Source organism: Streptomyces sp. NPDC059832 (genome assembly GCF_042731715.1).
Classification (GTDB): Bacteria; Actinomycetota; Actinomycetes; order Streptomycetales; family Streptomycetaceae; genus Streptomyces.
Window position 1 is genome coordinate 15054 of the sequence record NZ_JBHWIY010000034.1, and the last position, 12465, is coordinate 27518.

General features: G+C 70.2%; 13 protein-coding genes. 3 read left to right on the top strand and 10 right to left on the bottom strand.

Going from position 1 to position 12465, the window contains the following annotated elements:
- Positions 1-138 precede the first annotated feature (138 nt).
- The 4 genes from ACFV8T_RS36925 to ACFV8T_RS36940 form a co-directional block, all read right to left on the bottom strand.
- Complete coding sequence (locus ACFV8T_RS36925; RefSeq protein WP_385336096.1) at positions 139-894, bottom strand: AIM24 family protein; 756 nt, start codon at positions 892-894, stop codon at positions 139-141.
- Between the two features lie 19 nt (positions 895-913).
- Complete coding sequence (locus ACFV8T_RS36930; RefSeq protein WP_385336098.1) at positions 914-1594, bottom strand: AIM24 family protein; 681 nt, start codon at positions 1592-1594, stop codon at positions 914-916.
- 11 nt (positions 1595-1605) lie between these two features.
- A complete protein-coding gene (locus tag ACFV8T_RS36935) occupies positions 1606-3276 on the bottom strand; it encodes a TerD family protein (protein ID WP_385336100.1) in 1671 nt (556 codons plus the stop codon).
- 107 nt (positions 3277-3383) lie between these two features.
- Positions 3384-4007: a M48 family metallopeptidase gene (locus ACFV8T_RS36940; RefSeq protein ID WP_266414588.1), complete on the bottom strand. Its 624-nt coding sequence runs from the start codon at positions 4005-4007 to the stop codon at positions 3384-3386.
- A 219-nt stretch (positions 4008-4226) separates the two neighbouring features.
- On the opposite strand from ACFV8T_RS36940, the gene ACFV8T_RS36945 reads away from it, so the two are divergent.
- Together ACFV8T_RS36945 and ACFV8T_RS36950 are read left to right on the top strand one after the other, a co-directional pair.
- Positions 4227-5372 (top strand): ThiF family adenylyltransferase, encoded by a 1146-nt coding sequence (locus ACFV8T_RS36945; RefSeq protein ID WP_385336102.1) that lies wholly within the window; start codon positions 4227-4229, stop codon positions 5370-5372.
- A 41-nt stretch (positions 5373-5413) separates the two neighbouring features.
- Positions 5414-6838, top strand: coding sequence for an ABC1 kinase family protein (locus tag ACFV8T_RS36950; protein WP_385336104.1), 1425 nt, complete (start codon positions 5414-5416; stop codon positions 6836-6838).
- A gap of 63 nt (positions 6839-6901) precedes the next feature.
- Here the strand turns inward: ACFV8T_RS36950 and ACFV8T_RS36955 are convergent, their stop codons facing one another.
- The 5 genes from ACFV8T_RS36955 to ACFV8T_RS36975 all read right to left on the bottom strand — a co-directional run bounded on the left by ACFV8T_RS36955 (position 6902) and on the right by ACFV8T_RS36975 (position 10962).
- Positions 6902-7117 carry a hypothetical protein gene (locus ACFV8T_RS36955; RefSeq protein ID WP_385336106.1) on the bottom strand — a complete coding sequence of 72 codons (216 nt, stop codon included), beginning with the start codon at positions 7115-7117 and terminating at the stop codon, positions 6902-6904.
- Positions 7118-7310: 193 nt separating this feature from the next.
- The gene (locus tag ACFV8T_RS36960) at positions 7311-7634 is read right to left on the bottom strand and encodes a hypothetical protein (protein ID WP_266425432.1); all 324 of its coding nucleotides are present in this window, start codon (positions 7632-7634) and stop codon (positions 7311-7313) included.
- A gap of 32 nt (positions 7635-7666) precedes the next feature.
- Positions 7667-8035, bottom strand: a complete 369-nt coding sequence (locus ACFV8T_RS36965; protein ID WP_385336108.1) for a WhiB family transcriptional regulator — start codon at positions 8033-8035, stop codon at positions 7667-7669.
- A gap of 173 nt (positions 8036-8208) precedes the next feature.
- On the bottom strand, positions 8209-8544 hold the full coding sequence (locus ACFV8T_RS36970) for a hypothetical protein (RefSeq protein ID WP_385336110.1): 336 nt from the start codon (positions 8542-8544) through the stop codon (positions 8209-8211).
- Positions 8545-8709: 165 nt separating this feature from the next.
- Positions 8710-10962, bottom strand: a complete 2253-nt coding sequence (locus ACFV8T_RS36975) for an ATP-dependent DNA helicase UvrD2 (RefSeq protein ID WP_385336112.1) — start codon at positions 10960-10962, stop codon at positions 8710-8712.
- A 218-nt stretch (positions 10963-11180) separates the two neighbouring features.
- Between ACFV8T_RS36975 and ACFV8T_RS36980 the strand changes: the two genes are divergently transcribed.
- Positions 11181-11435 carry a mycoredoxin gene (locus tag ACFV8T_RS36980; RefSeq protein WP_385336114.1) on the top strand — a complete coding sequence of 85 codons (255 nt, stop codon included), beginning with the start codon at positions 11181-11183 and terminating at the stop codon, positions 11433-11435.
- A gap of 75 nt (positions 11436-11510) precedes the next feature.
- Here the strand turns inward: ACFV8T_RS36980 and nudC are convergent, their stop codons facing one another.
- Positions 11511-12458 (bottom strand): NAD(+) diphosphatase, encoded by a 948-nt coding sequence (gene nudC / locus ACFV8T_RS36985; protein ID WP_266729841.1) that lies wholly within the window; start codon positions 12456-12458, stop codon positions 11511-11513.
- Between the last annotated feature and the right edge of the window lie 7 nt (positions 12459-12465).

Genomic DNA, 12465 nt, shown 5'->3' on the forward strand with positions numbered 1-12465 from the left:
CACGTTGGTTGTACGGTTGATGGAGCACGCCCACTCCGCGCTGGGGCGACGCCGGGAGAAGCAACTTGTGGAAGCGGGTGGGGGCGTTCTCCGCGGAGACCGCCCCCACCCGTTCCGTGCGTGCCGGTGCGCCGTGGCTCAGTTCCAGGAGTTGTTCTGGTTCTGACCGTGGGCGCCCTGCTGTCCCATCCCGTACTGGGCCCGGATGCCCTGGCCGATCTCGTGGTTCTGCGGGGGCAGCACCTCGCTCGGCTGGACGAGGGCGAAGCCCTGGCCGAGGAAGCTGAGCTCCCAGCCCTCGCCGGTGTTTCCGCTCCGCCGCCAGACGCCCGAGGAATGCGTCTGGGCCTGCATCTGCACCCGCAGCGAGCTGGACCAGGCGACGATCGCGTCGGCGTCGGCGTTGACGTACTTGTCCGGCGTGACCTGCATCATCAGCGGCTGGCCCGAGGTCATCAGGGCCACCTTGCCGGTGCCGGAGATGTTGAGCTGGTACTTCCCGGTGCCCGAGATGCCGTACTGGCTGTCCACCGCGATGACCTCGGTGTGCAGCGAGGAGTCCAGCGCGAGGACGTAGGCGCTGTCGACCGTGATGCCGTCACGGTCGACGTCCACGACGTGGATGTGCTGCGCGAGGTTGGCGAGGTAGACCGTGCCCTGCCCTGAGCAGCGCATCAGGTCGAGGCCCTCGCCGGTGTTCGCGCGGGCGCGGCGCTGCCCGTGCGACTGGTACTCGCCGTCGAACTCCATCAGACCCTGGTACGCGACCATGGCGCCCTTGCGGGCGAGGACGTCGTCACTGCCGGTCAGCGAGACCCGCAGGAGCTGCGGGTTCTGGACGGTGTACCGGTCCTGGGACTGTTGTTCCGTGTAGCTGAAAAGCGGACTCTGCATGGTGTGTTCTCCTCCCCCGTCAGTTCCGGACCTGCAGGCGGTCGGTACTGTCCTCGCTCGGCTGCACGACGACGATGCCCTGGCCGGAGAAAGCCATCTGGTACGCCTCGCCGCTGCCCCGCCCGATGAGCGAGGACGCCTTGAAGCTGCGCTTGCCCTTCACCTTGAGGTTCGGGGACCAGGCCACGAGGGCGTCCGGGTCGACGTACGTCTCGTCCTCGCCACGTCCGCAGTCGACGACGATGGGGGTGCCGCGCGAGGTGATGGCGACCCACCCGGTGCCCGAGATGCAGACGTTCCACAGGCCCTGGCCCGCGAACTTGGCGAGGCCCTTGACCCGCTCCACGCCCCAGGTGAGATGACCGTCGAAGGCGAGGACATTGGTGCCGTTGACCGAGAGGGAGTCGTTGTTGAGGTTGATGACGACCACATCGGCGCCGTAGTCGGCGAGGTAGAGCAGTCCGTCGCCGGAGCACTTCATGATCGGCGCGCCCTCGCCGGTGATCCACTGGGAAGCGATCTGCCGGACGGCGGGCGGGTTGGGTTCGTACTGGATGAAGCCCTCGTACGCGACCATCGAGCCGGTACGTGCGTAGAGGTCCTGGCCGGTGGCCATGGCGACCTTGAGCATCGTGCGGCCGTGGTTCTCCATACGAGCCGTGACGGGGGTCGGGGCGTAGCCCGCGAGTTGCTGATTCATGACGGGCTCCCTCAGACCTCGTAGGGCTGGACGACGATGAAGTTGCCGGGGGCTCCCCGGAACTGGAGGTTCACGGTCTCCCCGCTGTGTCCCGGATACGCGTTGCGGCGCAGCCTGACCTGGCTGGAGATGATCACCTGGGACGCGGACGACCAGGCCACGACGGCGTTGCAGTCGGCGAAGGTGGTCGGCGTGACGGGCAGGACGACGGGGACGCCGTGGGTCTTGACGATGACTGTGCCGGTGCCCTGGAACTGCATGGTGAACAGGGCGCCGCCGGGGATGCCGTGGCCCTCGATCCTGCGGACCTCGTGCTGCAGCGACTCGTCGAAGGCGAGGACGTTCTCCGCCGAGACACAGATGCCGTCGCCCTGCAGCTCGATGGCGTGCAGATGCGAGCCGTCCTCGGCGAGGAAGACCTGGCCGCGGCCGGTGCAGCGCATCAGCTGCATCTCCTGGCCGGTGGCGTTGCCGACGATGCGACCGGCGAAACCGGCGCCCTTGTAGCTGAAGTCGACCTTGCCCTGGTACATCACCATGCTGCCCTGGCGGGCGAGCACGGGCATACCGCCCATGGTGAGGTCGACCCGCATGAGCTGCTGGTTCTGCGGGGTCCAGCGCTGACCGGTGGCCGTCTCCTTGTACGGCTGGAGTGCCGCCTGAAGACCGGCACCGGCCTGCGGTACACCCTGGGGCACGCCGGGCGGCTGCATGCCGGGAGGCTGCTGACCGTACGGGGCCGGGGCCTGCTGACCGTACGGGGCGGGGGGCTGCTGGCCGTACGGGGCGGCGGGCGGTGCCTGGCCGTAGGGGGGTGCCTGGCCGGGGACCTGCCCGAACTGCGGCTGCTGGGGCGGCTGGGGCGGCTGGCCCGGCTGCCCGTACGGGGCCGGAGCGGGGGCGGGCGGCGGCACCGTACCGCCGTGCGGTGCCAGCGGCGCCGCCATCGTCGGCGCGGTATGCATCTGCTGCTGCGGTGTGGGGGCCGGGGCCTGGGCGGCCGGAGCTCCGAAGGACGGGGCCGGCTGCGGGGCCTGGGGCGCCTGCGGTGCGGCCGGGGCCCCGAAGGACGGGGCGGGCGCCGGTGCGGCCGCCTGGGCGGGCGGGGCGAACGACGGAGCCGCCGCCTGCGGTTGAGGTGCCGCGGGCGCCTCCTCGGCGACCTCGCCACCGAAGTTCTTCAGCAGCGCTTCCAGGCCGCCGTCGAAGCCCTGGCCGACCGCGGCGAACCGCCAGACGTCCTTCAGGTAGAAGTCGCCCAGCATCACCGCACGCTCGGTGGTGAACTCCGAACCGTTGAAGGCGTACCTGACGACTTCCTCGCCACCTGCGACGATCCGGATGTATCCGGGGCCGATCTGGGACATCTGCCCGGCCCCGTCGACCGTCGCGGTGAACGACAGCTTGTGGATGTTGGCCGGAATGCGGTCCAGGGTGACGCGGAACGACTCGGTGTCACCGGCCTGGGTGCCGAGAAGCTGAATGGACTCCTCGGGCGATTTAGGCTGATTGAAGAAGATGAAATACCGGTCGTCGGAGAGCTGCTCGTTGGCATCGAGGCCGAAGCAGCTGATGTCAAAGGTCAGTCCCGGACCGGCGATCTGCACACCTACGTACAGATCCGTCCCCGGCGTGAGATCGCTGATCTTGGCCTTGTGGCCGCGCTGGAATTCCCTGGCCATGCGTAACGACCGTCCCCCATCCCGAATGTGAATGCGTCGCGCCAGGCTAACCGCAAACGCCGACATCGAGCTAAGTCGGTACACACCCGGTACAGAATCGGTGGATGTCACTCACCGCGTGCGGCGGGCAGATGAGGCAGCCGGTCGGCCGCCACCACACCTTCCAGATATCCGCGTGCCCGCTCGGTCCGGGGATATGCCTCCAGCAGCCGCCAGAAGCGCGGGCCGTGGCCGGGGACGAGCAGGTGGGCCAGCTCATGGACCAGTACGTAGTCGACGACGTACTCGGGCATGCCCTGGAGCCGGTGCGACAGGCGGATGCTGCCCTCCGCCGGGGTGCACGACCCCCATCGGGTGTTCTGGTTGGTCACCCACCGCACCGACGCCGGCCGGGCCCGGCCCTCGAAGTACTGGGCGGACAACCGCTCGGCCCGCTCGGCGAGTTCGCTGTCGCCGAAGACGCGTTTGCTCTCCTGGGCCGCGAGCTTGTCGAGCATCACACTCACCCAGCGCCGCTCCTCGGCCTCCGACATCCGGGCCGGGATGAGCACGATGGTGCGGTCGCCCTCCCGGTACGCGGAGACCGTTCTGCTGCGGCGATTGCTCCTGCGGACCTCGACCGCGCTCGTTGCCGAGGCGCGGGGCGGACGGTCCGCCGCGCTGCGCTGCTGGGTTCCGGCGCGGCGCGTGGGGGTCTCCCCGGCGAATCCGGGGGACGGGTCGGCGGGCACGCCACGACGTTACCCGGTGTCAGTGGGGGAAGTCCCGTCTCCGGGACGGTTCACGCTCGATCCACTCCACGGCATGCACCATTTGAACGACTAATACCCCATGCCTGTGGACAACTTTCCGCACACTTCGGCGCCGGCCTGCATTCTGACAACGGATCCCGCGAGATCCGGGGCCGCGGCCCACGCACAGAGATCAAGGAACACAGACCGGGGGTAGCCGTGCATCCGATGTTGAAGCCCGCACTGCGCCGCGCATGGCGCAGCCGAGGCACCGTGCAATTCGGCGTGACTCACGCCCATGCGGTGAAGTTCGGCCCGCTGGATATCGCCACGGGCAGTTTTCTGGAACTGCTCGACGGAACACGCGGCCTGCCGCTGCTGCGCGAGGAGGCCCGCACGCTGGACCTGTCGGACCATCAAGTGGACACCTTGGTCGCACGATTGGCGAACGCGGGGCTGATCGACGACGTGCGGGCCGCCGGCCCGGAGGCCGACGTGTTACGGAGCCGGCCCGGCGCCCTGGATCGGCACCGCCCCGATCTGGCGTCGCTCTCCGTCGTCCATCCCGAACCGGGCGGCGGGATGCGACGGCTGGCGGCCCGTCGGGCGATGCGGGTCCAGGTACGGGGCGCCGGACGGGTCGGCGCCGCGATCGCGGCAGTACTGTCCGGGTCCGGCGTGGGCCGGGTGGAGGTGCTGGACGGCGGGCACACCGAGCCGTGGGACGTCTCGCCCGGCGGGCTTCCGCCGACGGCCGTCGGGGAGCGCAGGGACACCGCCGCCCGGCAGTTGGTGCGCAGATCCGCCGCGGGTTCGGCTCCCCGGGCGGCGGAGACAGCGGGTTCTCCGGCCGGGGGCGAGCCGGGGCTGTCGCTGATCGTGGCGGCCCCTCGCGACGGCCTCGCGGCGTACGCTCCCGACCCGCGGTCGGCCGAAGCGTGGATCGCGTCGGGGACTCCTCATCTCTACGCCGGAGTGATGGAGGCGACGGGAGTCGTCGGTCCCCTGGTCCTGCCCGGGGGAACGGCCTGCGCCGGATGTCTGGCGCTGGAGCGCGCGGGGCGGGACGAGGACTGGACCAGGATGCTGTCCCAGTGGCGGTCCGGGCGGCGCGCTGCCGTACAGGCCTGTGACCTCGGACTGGCGACGGCGGTGGCGGGGCTGGCGGCCGCTCACGCGCTGTCCTTTCTGGACGGGGAACTGCCCGCGAGTACGGGAACCCGTTGGGAGGCCGCGCTGCCGCTGTTGGACTGGCGCCCCGAGCGGATGGGACCGCACCTCGACTGTTCCTGCGGAGCGGCTGGGCACACTGGGAGGGAGCGCTCCTCCGGGACCGACGCGAGGCAGGACACAATGGCCGGGTAACCGCCGCACGCGGTACGGCAGTCTGGGATTTGGAGGGGCTCATGTCTGATCTTCCCCGGAAAGCGGTCACCCGTACCGCCAAGTTGGCCGCCCTGCCTCTGGGCTTCGCCGGCCGGGCGACGTGGGGTCTGGGCAAGCGGATCGGCGGGAGACCGGCGGAGTTGGTCGCCCGTGAGGTGCAGCAGCGCACCGCGGACCAGCTGTTCAAGGTCCTGGGCGAGTTGAAGGGCGGGGCGATGAAGCTCGGGCAGGCCCTGTCCGTCTTCGAGTCGGCGCTGCCCGAGGAGGTCGCCGGACCGTACCGGGCGGCGCTCACCAAACTGCAGGAAGCCGCACCGCCCATGCCCAGCGGTACCGTCCACGCGGTGCTGGAGGAGCGGCTCGGCGAGGACTGGCGGCAGTTGTTCCTCGAATTCGAGGACAGACCGTCGGCCGCCGCCTCGATCGGTCAGGTGCACCGGGCCGTGTGGCACGACGGACGGAACGTCGCGGTGAAGGTGCAGTATCCGGGCGCCGGGGAGGCGCTGCTCTCGGATCTGACCCAGCTCAGCAGATTCGCCCGACTGCTCGGCCCGTTGATCCCCGGAATGGACATCAAGCCGCTCATCACGGAGCTGCGCGACCGGGTCTCGGAGGAGCTGGACTACGAGCAGGAGGCGCGGTCGCAGCGGGATCACGCCGAGGAGTTCGCGGGCGACCCGGATGTGGTGATCCCCGGTGTGGTGCACCAGTCCGACCAGGTGCTGGTGACGGAGTGGATGGACGGTGTCCCGCTCGCCGACGTGATCGCGGAGGGCACGCCGGATCAGCGGGACCGGGCCGGTCAGCTGCTGGCGCGCTTCCTCTTCTCGGGGCCGGCGCGCACCGGTCTGCTGCACGCGGACCCGCATCCGGGCAACTTCCGGCTGCTGCCCCCGGACGAGGAGGCCGGTGACGACGGGCAGTGGCGGCTCGGAGTGCTGGATTTCGGGACGGTGGACCGGCTGCCGGGCGGTCTGCCGCAGACCATCGGGGACTCCCTGCGGCTGACGCTGGCGGGCGAGGCGGATGCGGTGTACGAGCTGTTGCGTGAGGAGGGGTTCGTCAAGGACTCGATCGACCTCGACCCGGATGCGGTGCTCGGCTACCTCCTCCCGATCATCGAGCCGGCGCAGGTGGAGGAGTTCACATTCACCCGGAGCTGGATGCGCAATCAGGCGGCCCGGATCGCCGACCCCCGCTCCCCCGCTCACCAGCTCGGCAAGCAGCTGAACCTGCCGCCCGCCTATCTGCTGATACACCGGGTGACGCTGAGCACGATCGGGGTGCTGTGCCAGCTGGGTGCGACGGTGCGGCTGCGCGACGAGCTCGAATCCTGGTTGCCGGGCTTTCTGCCGGAGGACGAGCAGGAGTCGGCGGTGCAGGAGCTGCCGGTGCAGGAGTCGGCGGTGCAGGAGTTGGCGGGCGACGTGCCCTTCGGGGCGTAGGCCAGGGCGCCACGGCCGACTGCGCTTCCATCGGGCAGTACACCGCAAGGGCCACCACCAGGGTCACCACCAGGTGGAGTCGAGGCGGCTTTCGATCGCCCTGATGTGGGTGCGGGCGCACTCTTCGCAGAAGTACTGGCGCCCGCCGTTCTCCACGGAGCAGATCCAGGTCGGCGGTGCGGCCTCGCTGTCGGCGGAGGTACCGCACAGGGCACAGGCGACGACTGCGGCGTCCTTCTGCGCGGGCTGCTGAATCCGGTGCTGTGTCTCCTCGTCCACCTCGTGACGATAACGCCGTCGCCGCCGTGCCGCGCGGCACCACACAGCACCGCCACGCAGTACTGCCGCACAGCACGACCGCGGGGCCGGCCCGTTCGGACCGGCCCCGCGGAAGGGGTACTGACTATGGGTACTGATTTGCTGCCGGGCAGAGCGGCTGCCCGGCAGCGGGTGCTGCTGGTGTTCGGCCTGACTAGTGCATGACCGCCATGGCCAGCGCTCGGCGGGCGCGCATCGAGGCGCGCTCGGCCCGGCGCTGCATCCGGCGCGCGTTGACCAGGCGCACGGCCTGCCGCTGCGTGTCGGCCTCCCTCAGGCGGTCGTGCATATGAGCACGAGCCAAGGCTTCTGGGATGAGTTGCATCTCGCGGGTCCTGTTCTGACGCGAGTCGTTCGCGCCGATGATCGTGACGTTCGGTGTTGCGGAGCCGACGGGCTCATTGATGGGGACGGACATTTCTGCCTGATTTCGGGGATCGTGGGTGTGGGGACGGTCGATGGTTCCGATGCGCTTCATGGGTTTGGGGGCCGTGACCCCCAGTCCGGCGGTCACGCCGCGACCGGGTTCTTGCGCGGACGGCCACGCGGCCGCTTGCGAGCGACGACGACGCCCTGGATGAAGAGCTCACCGCCCCAGACGCCCCACGGCTCGCGACGCTCCTTGGCGCCGGCGAGGCAGGCCTCGACGAGCGGGCAGGTGCGGCAGAGGGACTTGGCGTACTCGACGTCGGCCGGCGACTCCGCGAAGAAGACCTCCGGGTCGTAGGAGCGGCACGGGACGGGCACGCCGAGGTTCTCGATGGCGTCGTCGAGCGCGGTGAGCGCAGTGAGGGGGATCAAGGTGGAGTCCTCCGTGAGGCCGGGCGGCGGGATCGTGTCGGAAAGCGGTACGGACGGGGCGTGCGCTTCGAGTTGCACGGTGGGTGGTGTCCTCGTCTGGTCGTTCCGGCCTGTTGGCCGGGTGGCGGCTGGTACCGGGTGTTGCTTGTCCCGAGGCTCCTTCGTGCTGTCTCGTCCGTTTGGACAAAACAAAAGGGCCGCGGATCCCGAGTGGGGTTCCGCGGCCCTGAAGGCGCCGGCCTGATGGTGGATCAGGCTGGATCACTCCAGGGTTCAGGCCCACGGAAGGCCCACATCGTGTGGTGCTGCATCGTCTGCTTCTTGGCGCCGGATTCCGCTCCCGCACCGACGGCCGCAAAGGCATAGGCCTGGGCCTGTCCCTTCGCTACTGCTGCTGCCGGTGCCTGAGCCGGTCGCTCATTGCGCTCCCGCACGGGGAAGCTCGCCGGAGACAGCGGGCTGGCGACGGAAACGCCGGACAGACCGGTGCCACGGAGCGAGGACTCGGAAGAGCACGCAAGGCCGAGCGAGCAGGCGGAGACGACCGAAAGATCGGTCATTTTGTTGGTCTCGATGATGCTGATCACTTCAATCGCCTCCTCTCGGCGTCTCGGGCGGACCGGCAGGCCGGTCCTACGTATTCGGATAAGTACAGCACAGGATCAGGGCTTCAGAGAAGTCGCTGTTCCCGTGGTTAAGAACCTATGGTGATGACTGGGGCGGGCGCAAACTATTTTTTCGACGAGTTTTTCTCACACCTCGTCAGCGGCCTCCCCTAGCGCTTCCTCCACCGTCTCACCTGCGCAAATGGCCAGGACAGCAGTGCCGAACCGGCCCAGCTTCCGCGCGCCGACCCCGGAGATCACCGCCAGTTCGCCCTCGCTGCCCGGTACGGCCTCGGCGATGGCCATCAGTGTCTTGTCCGTGAACACGCAGAACGCGGGCTGACCGATCTCCTTCGCCCTGACCGCCCGCCAGTCGCGCAGCCGCTCGTACAGTGCCTCGTCCATGTCGGAGGGGCAGTCCTCGCAGCGCATCAGCTTCATCTCGCCGGCGTCGGTGAGGGTCTTGCCGCAGACCCGGCACCGGGCCGGGCCGCGACGGCCGCGCTTGGCGACCGGTCCCGGGCCCCGTTCGATCCCGCCGCCACCGGCCGCGCCGCGCGTGCCGAGGGGCACCGACCCGGGACGCAGTCCGTTGAGGAAGCGGCTCGGGCGCCGTACGGCACGGCCGCCTGGTGAGCGGGAGAGCGACCACGACAGCGAGAGGTGGAGGCGGGCCCGGGTGACGCCGACGTACAGCAGCCGGCGCTCCTCCTCGACCTGCTCGTCGGTCTTGGCGTAGGTGATCGGCATCATGCCCTCGGTCAGGCCGACCAGGAACACGGCGTCCCACTCCAGGCCCTTCGCCGAGTGCAGTGAGGCGAGGGTGACCCCCTGGACCGTGGGGGCGTGCTGGGCGGCGGCCCGCTCGTCGAGCTCCGCCACCAGGTCGGAGAGCGTCGCGCCCGGCCTGGCCCGCTCGAAGTCCTCGGCGAGCCGGACCAGGGCGGCCAGGGATTCCCAGCGGTCGCGCACCGCCCCCGAGCCCGCGGGGGGCTCCGAGGTCCATCCCTTGGTGGAGAGCACCGCGCGCACTTCCGCGGGCAGTCCCTCCGCGTCGTCGAGCAGGGAGTCGTTGCCCCCGGCACGGGCGGCGCCGCGCAGGGCGACTCCCGCCTCCCGCACCTCCGCCCGTTCGAAGAAGCGCTCCGCGCCGCGCAGCTGGTACGGCACGCCCGCGTCCGCCAGGGCCTGTTCGTAGACCTCGGACTGGGAGTTGATCCGGTAGAGCACGGCGATCTCGCCGGCCGGGACCCCCGCGGCGATCAGATCGCGGATCCGGCGGGCGGTGCCCTCGGCCTCCGAGGGCTCGTCGGCGTACTCCGTGTAGGCGGGTTCGGGGCCGGGCCCGCGCTGCGAGACCAGTTCGAGCCGGTGCTCCGCGGCGCGGCCGCGGGCCTGGCCGAGCAGTCCGTTGGCCAGATGGACGACCTGGGGGGTGGAGCGGTAGTCCCGGACCAGCTTGACCACCGTCGCGTTGGGATGGCGGGTGCGGAAATTCAGCAGGTGGTCGGGGGTGGCTCCGGTGAAGGAGTAGATCGTCTGACTGGCGTCGCCGACGACGCACAGGGTGTCCCGGTCACCGAGCCAGAGGTCGAGCAGCCGTTGCTGGAGCGGGCTGACGTCCTGGTACTCGTCGACGACGAAGTGCTGGTACTGGCGGCGGACATGGTCGGCGATGTCGTGGCGGTCCTGGAGGATGGCGACGGTGAGGAGCAGCACGTCCTCGAAGTCGATCACCGAGCGGTCGCGCTTCAGCTCCTCGTACGTCGCGTAGATCTGGGAGATCTCGGCCGGATCGCGCGGGGCGTCGCGCTGGGTCTTCGCGACCACGGCCGGGTAGTCGGCGGGCACGGTCTGGGTGACCTTGGACCACTCGATCTCGCTGGTGACGTCCCGCAGCTCGTTGCGGTCGAGCCGGATGCGGCAGCGGGCCGCGGCCTCGGCGACCAGCTGGACCTTGCGCTCCAGCAGCCGGGGCAGGTCGCCACCGACCGCTTTCGGCCAGAAGTACTGGAGCTGGCGCAGGGCGGCGGAGTGGAACGTCCGTGCCTGGACGCCTTCCGCGCCGAGCTGGCGCAGCCGCCCGCGCATCTCACCGGCGGCCCGGTTGGTGAACGTGACGGCAAGCACACTCGTCGGCTGGAGTATCCCGGCGCGCACCCCGTAGGCGATGCGATGGGTGATCGCACGCGTCTTGCCCGTACCGGCTCCGGCCAGCACACACACCGGGCCGTGCAGGGCCGTGGCGACCTCGCGCTGCTCGGGGTCCAGGCCGTCGAGCACGGCGTCGGCCGACTCGGGGACCTGCGGGAAAAGGGAGGAATGCGTTGCTGCTGTCACCCCGCCATGCTGCCAGGTCGGAGGAGGCGGACGCGGAAGTTGTCCACAGGGGGGCCGCATCTGTCGTACTAATGCGGGGGCGGCGGCCCGCTGGTGCTGGGCGGCCCGGCCGGCACAGGGCCGCGGCCCGAAGCGGGGCGGCCGACGGGAATGGTGGTTGCCTCGCGTACGTTCCCTTTCCGTGCGGTGACGCACGGGTCCAGCTTCTCCGCGTGACGGATGAGACGGATGCGACAGACGAGTCTGAGAAGACTGACGAGACCAAGGAGCGCGAAGACATGGCGGGCACTGTGACGATGTACAGCACCACCTGGTGCGGTTACTGCCGTCGGCTGAAGGGCCAGATGGACCGCGAGGGCATCGCGTACAACGAGATCAACATCGAGCAGGACCCGCAGTCCGCGGCCTTCGTCGAGAAGGCCAACGGGGGCAACCAGACCGTTCCCACCGTCCTGGTGGTCGGCTCCACGGGTGTCGAGGCCGTCATGACGAACCCGTCGCTGGCGCAGGTGAAGCAGGCGCTCGCCGCCTGATCCCGGCGCTGCCGCGGTACGTGGACGCCCCCTCCGGTCCGGCACCGGAGGGGGCGTCCGCGTACAGGTCCGGCGTCAGCCGACGCTGCCCGGCTTCGGGAGCGGCTTGCCGTACCAGAGCTCGATCAGGCGCGCCGCGATCGAGATGCCGAACGGGGGCAGGATCTCGCCCGATTCGAAGGCAGCCTTCAGGTCCTCGCGGGAGAACCAGCGGGCCTCCTCGATCTCCTCGCCGTCCACATTGATCTCGGACGAGGTGGCCCGTGCCATGAAACCGAGCATCAGGCTCGACGGGAACGGCCAGGGCTGGCTGGCGATGTACTCGACCTCGCCGACCGTGACCCCCGCCTCCTCGAAGACCTCGCGCGCCACGGACTGCTCGATCGACTCCCCCGGCTCGACGAAGCCCGCGAGCGTGGAGAAGCGGCCCTCGGGCCAGTGGACCTGGCGGCCCAGCAGTGCGCGGTCCTGGTCGTCCGTCACGAGCATGATCACCGCGGGGTCGGTACGCGGGTAGTGCTCGGCGCCGCAGGCCGGGCAGCGGCGGATGTGGCCGGCCGCCGCGATGACCGTGCGCTCGCCGCAGCGGGAGCAGAAGCGGTGCAGTCGCTGCCAGTTCTCCAGGGCCACCGCGTGCACCATCAGGCCCGCGTCGCGCGGGCCGAGCAGCAGACCGGCCTCGCGCAGGCCGGCCGGACGGGCCGGCTGGTCCATGCGGCCGGGCAGTGAGTCCTTCTGGAGCGCGAAGTAGCTGACGCCGTCCTCGTCGGTGCCGAGGAAGTAGCGGTGGGTCTCGGTGACCGGGGCCTCGAAGGCCGGGGTCATGACGATCTCCGTACCGCCGTCGGCGGTGTCGTCGATCAGCACCTGGCCGCCGGAGACGACGAACACGCGGGTGGTCGGGTGGCTCCACGCGGCGGACAGCCAGGCCTCGTCGAGGCGGTGGTGCGCGGCGCGGTCGATGCCGCTGGGCGCGGTGAGACCGATGGGCCGGTCTGCGGTGGCGTTGTCGAAGGTGCTCACAGGTGCT

Coding starts and splice junctions, on each gene's coding strand:
- ACFV8T_RS36925 (WP_385336096.1), bottom strand. CDS start 894: ATGCAGAGTCCGCTTTTCAGCTACACGGAACAACAGTCCCAGGACCGG.
- ACFV8T_RS36930 (WP_385336098.1), bottom strand. CDS start 1,594: ATGAATCAGCAACTCGCGGGCTACGCCCCGACCCCCGTCACGGCTCGT.
- ACFV8T_RS36935 (WP_385336100.1), bottom strand. CDS start 3,276: ATGGCCAGGGAATTCCAGCGCGGCCACAAGGCCAAGATCAGCGATCTC.
- ACFV8T_RS36950 (WP_385336104.1), top strand. CDS start 5,414: ATGTCTGATCTTCCCCGGAAAGCGGTCACCCGTACCGCCAAGTTGGCC.
- ACFV8T_RS36960 (WP_266425432.1), bottom strand. CDS start 7,634: ATGAAGCGCATCGGAACCATCGACCGTCCCCACACCCACGATCCCCGA.
- ACFV8T_RS36975 (WP_385336112.1), bottom strand. CDS start 10,962: ATGCGGCCCCCCTGTGGACAACTTCCGCGTCCGCCTCCTCCGACCTGG.
- ACFV8T_RS36980 (WP_385336114.1), top strand. CDS start 11,181: ATGGCGGGCACTGTGACGATGTACAGCACCACCTGGTGCGGTTACTGC.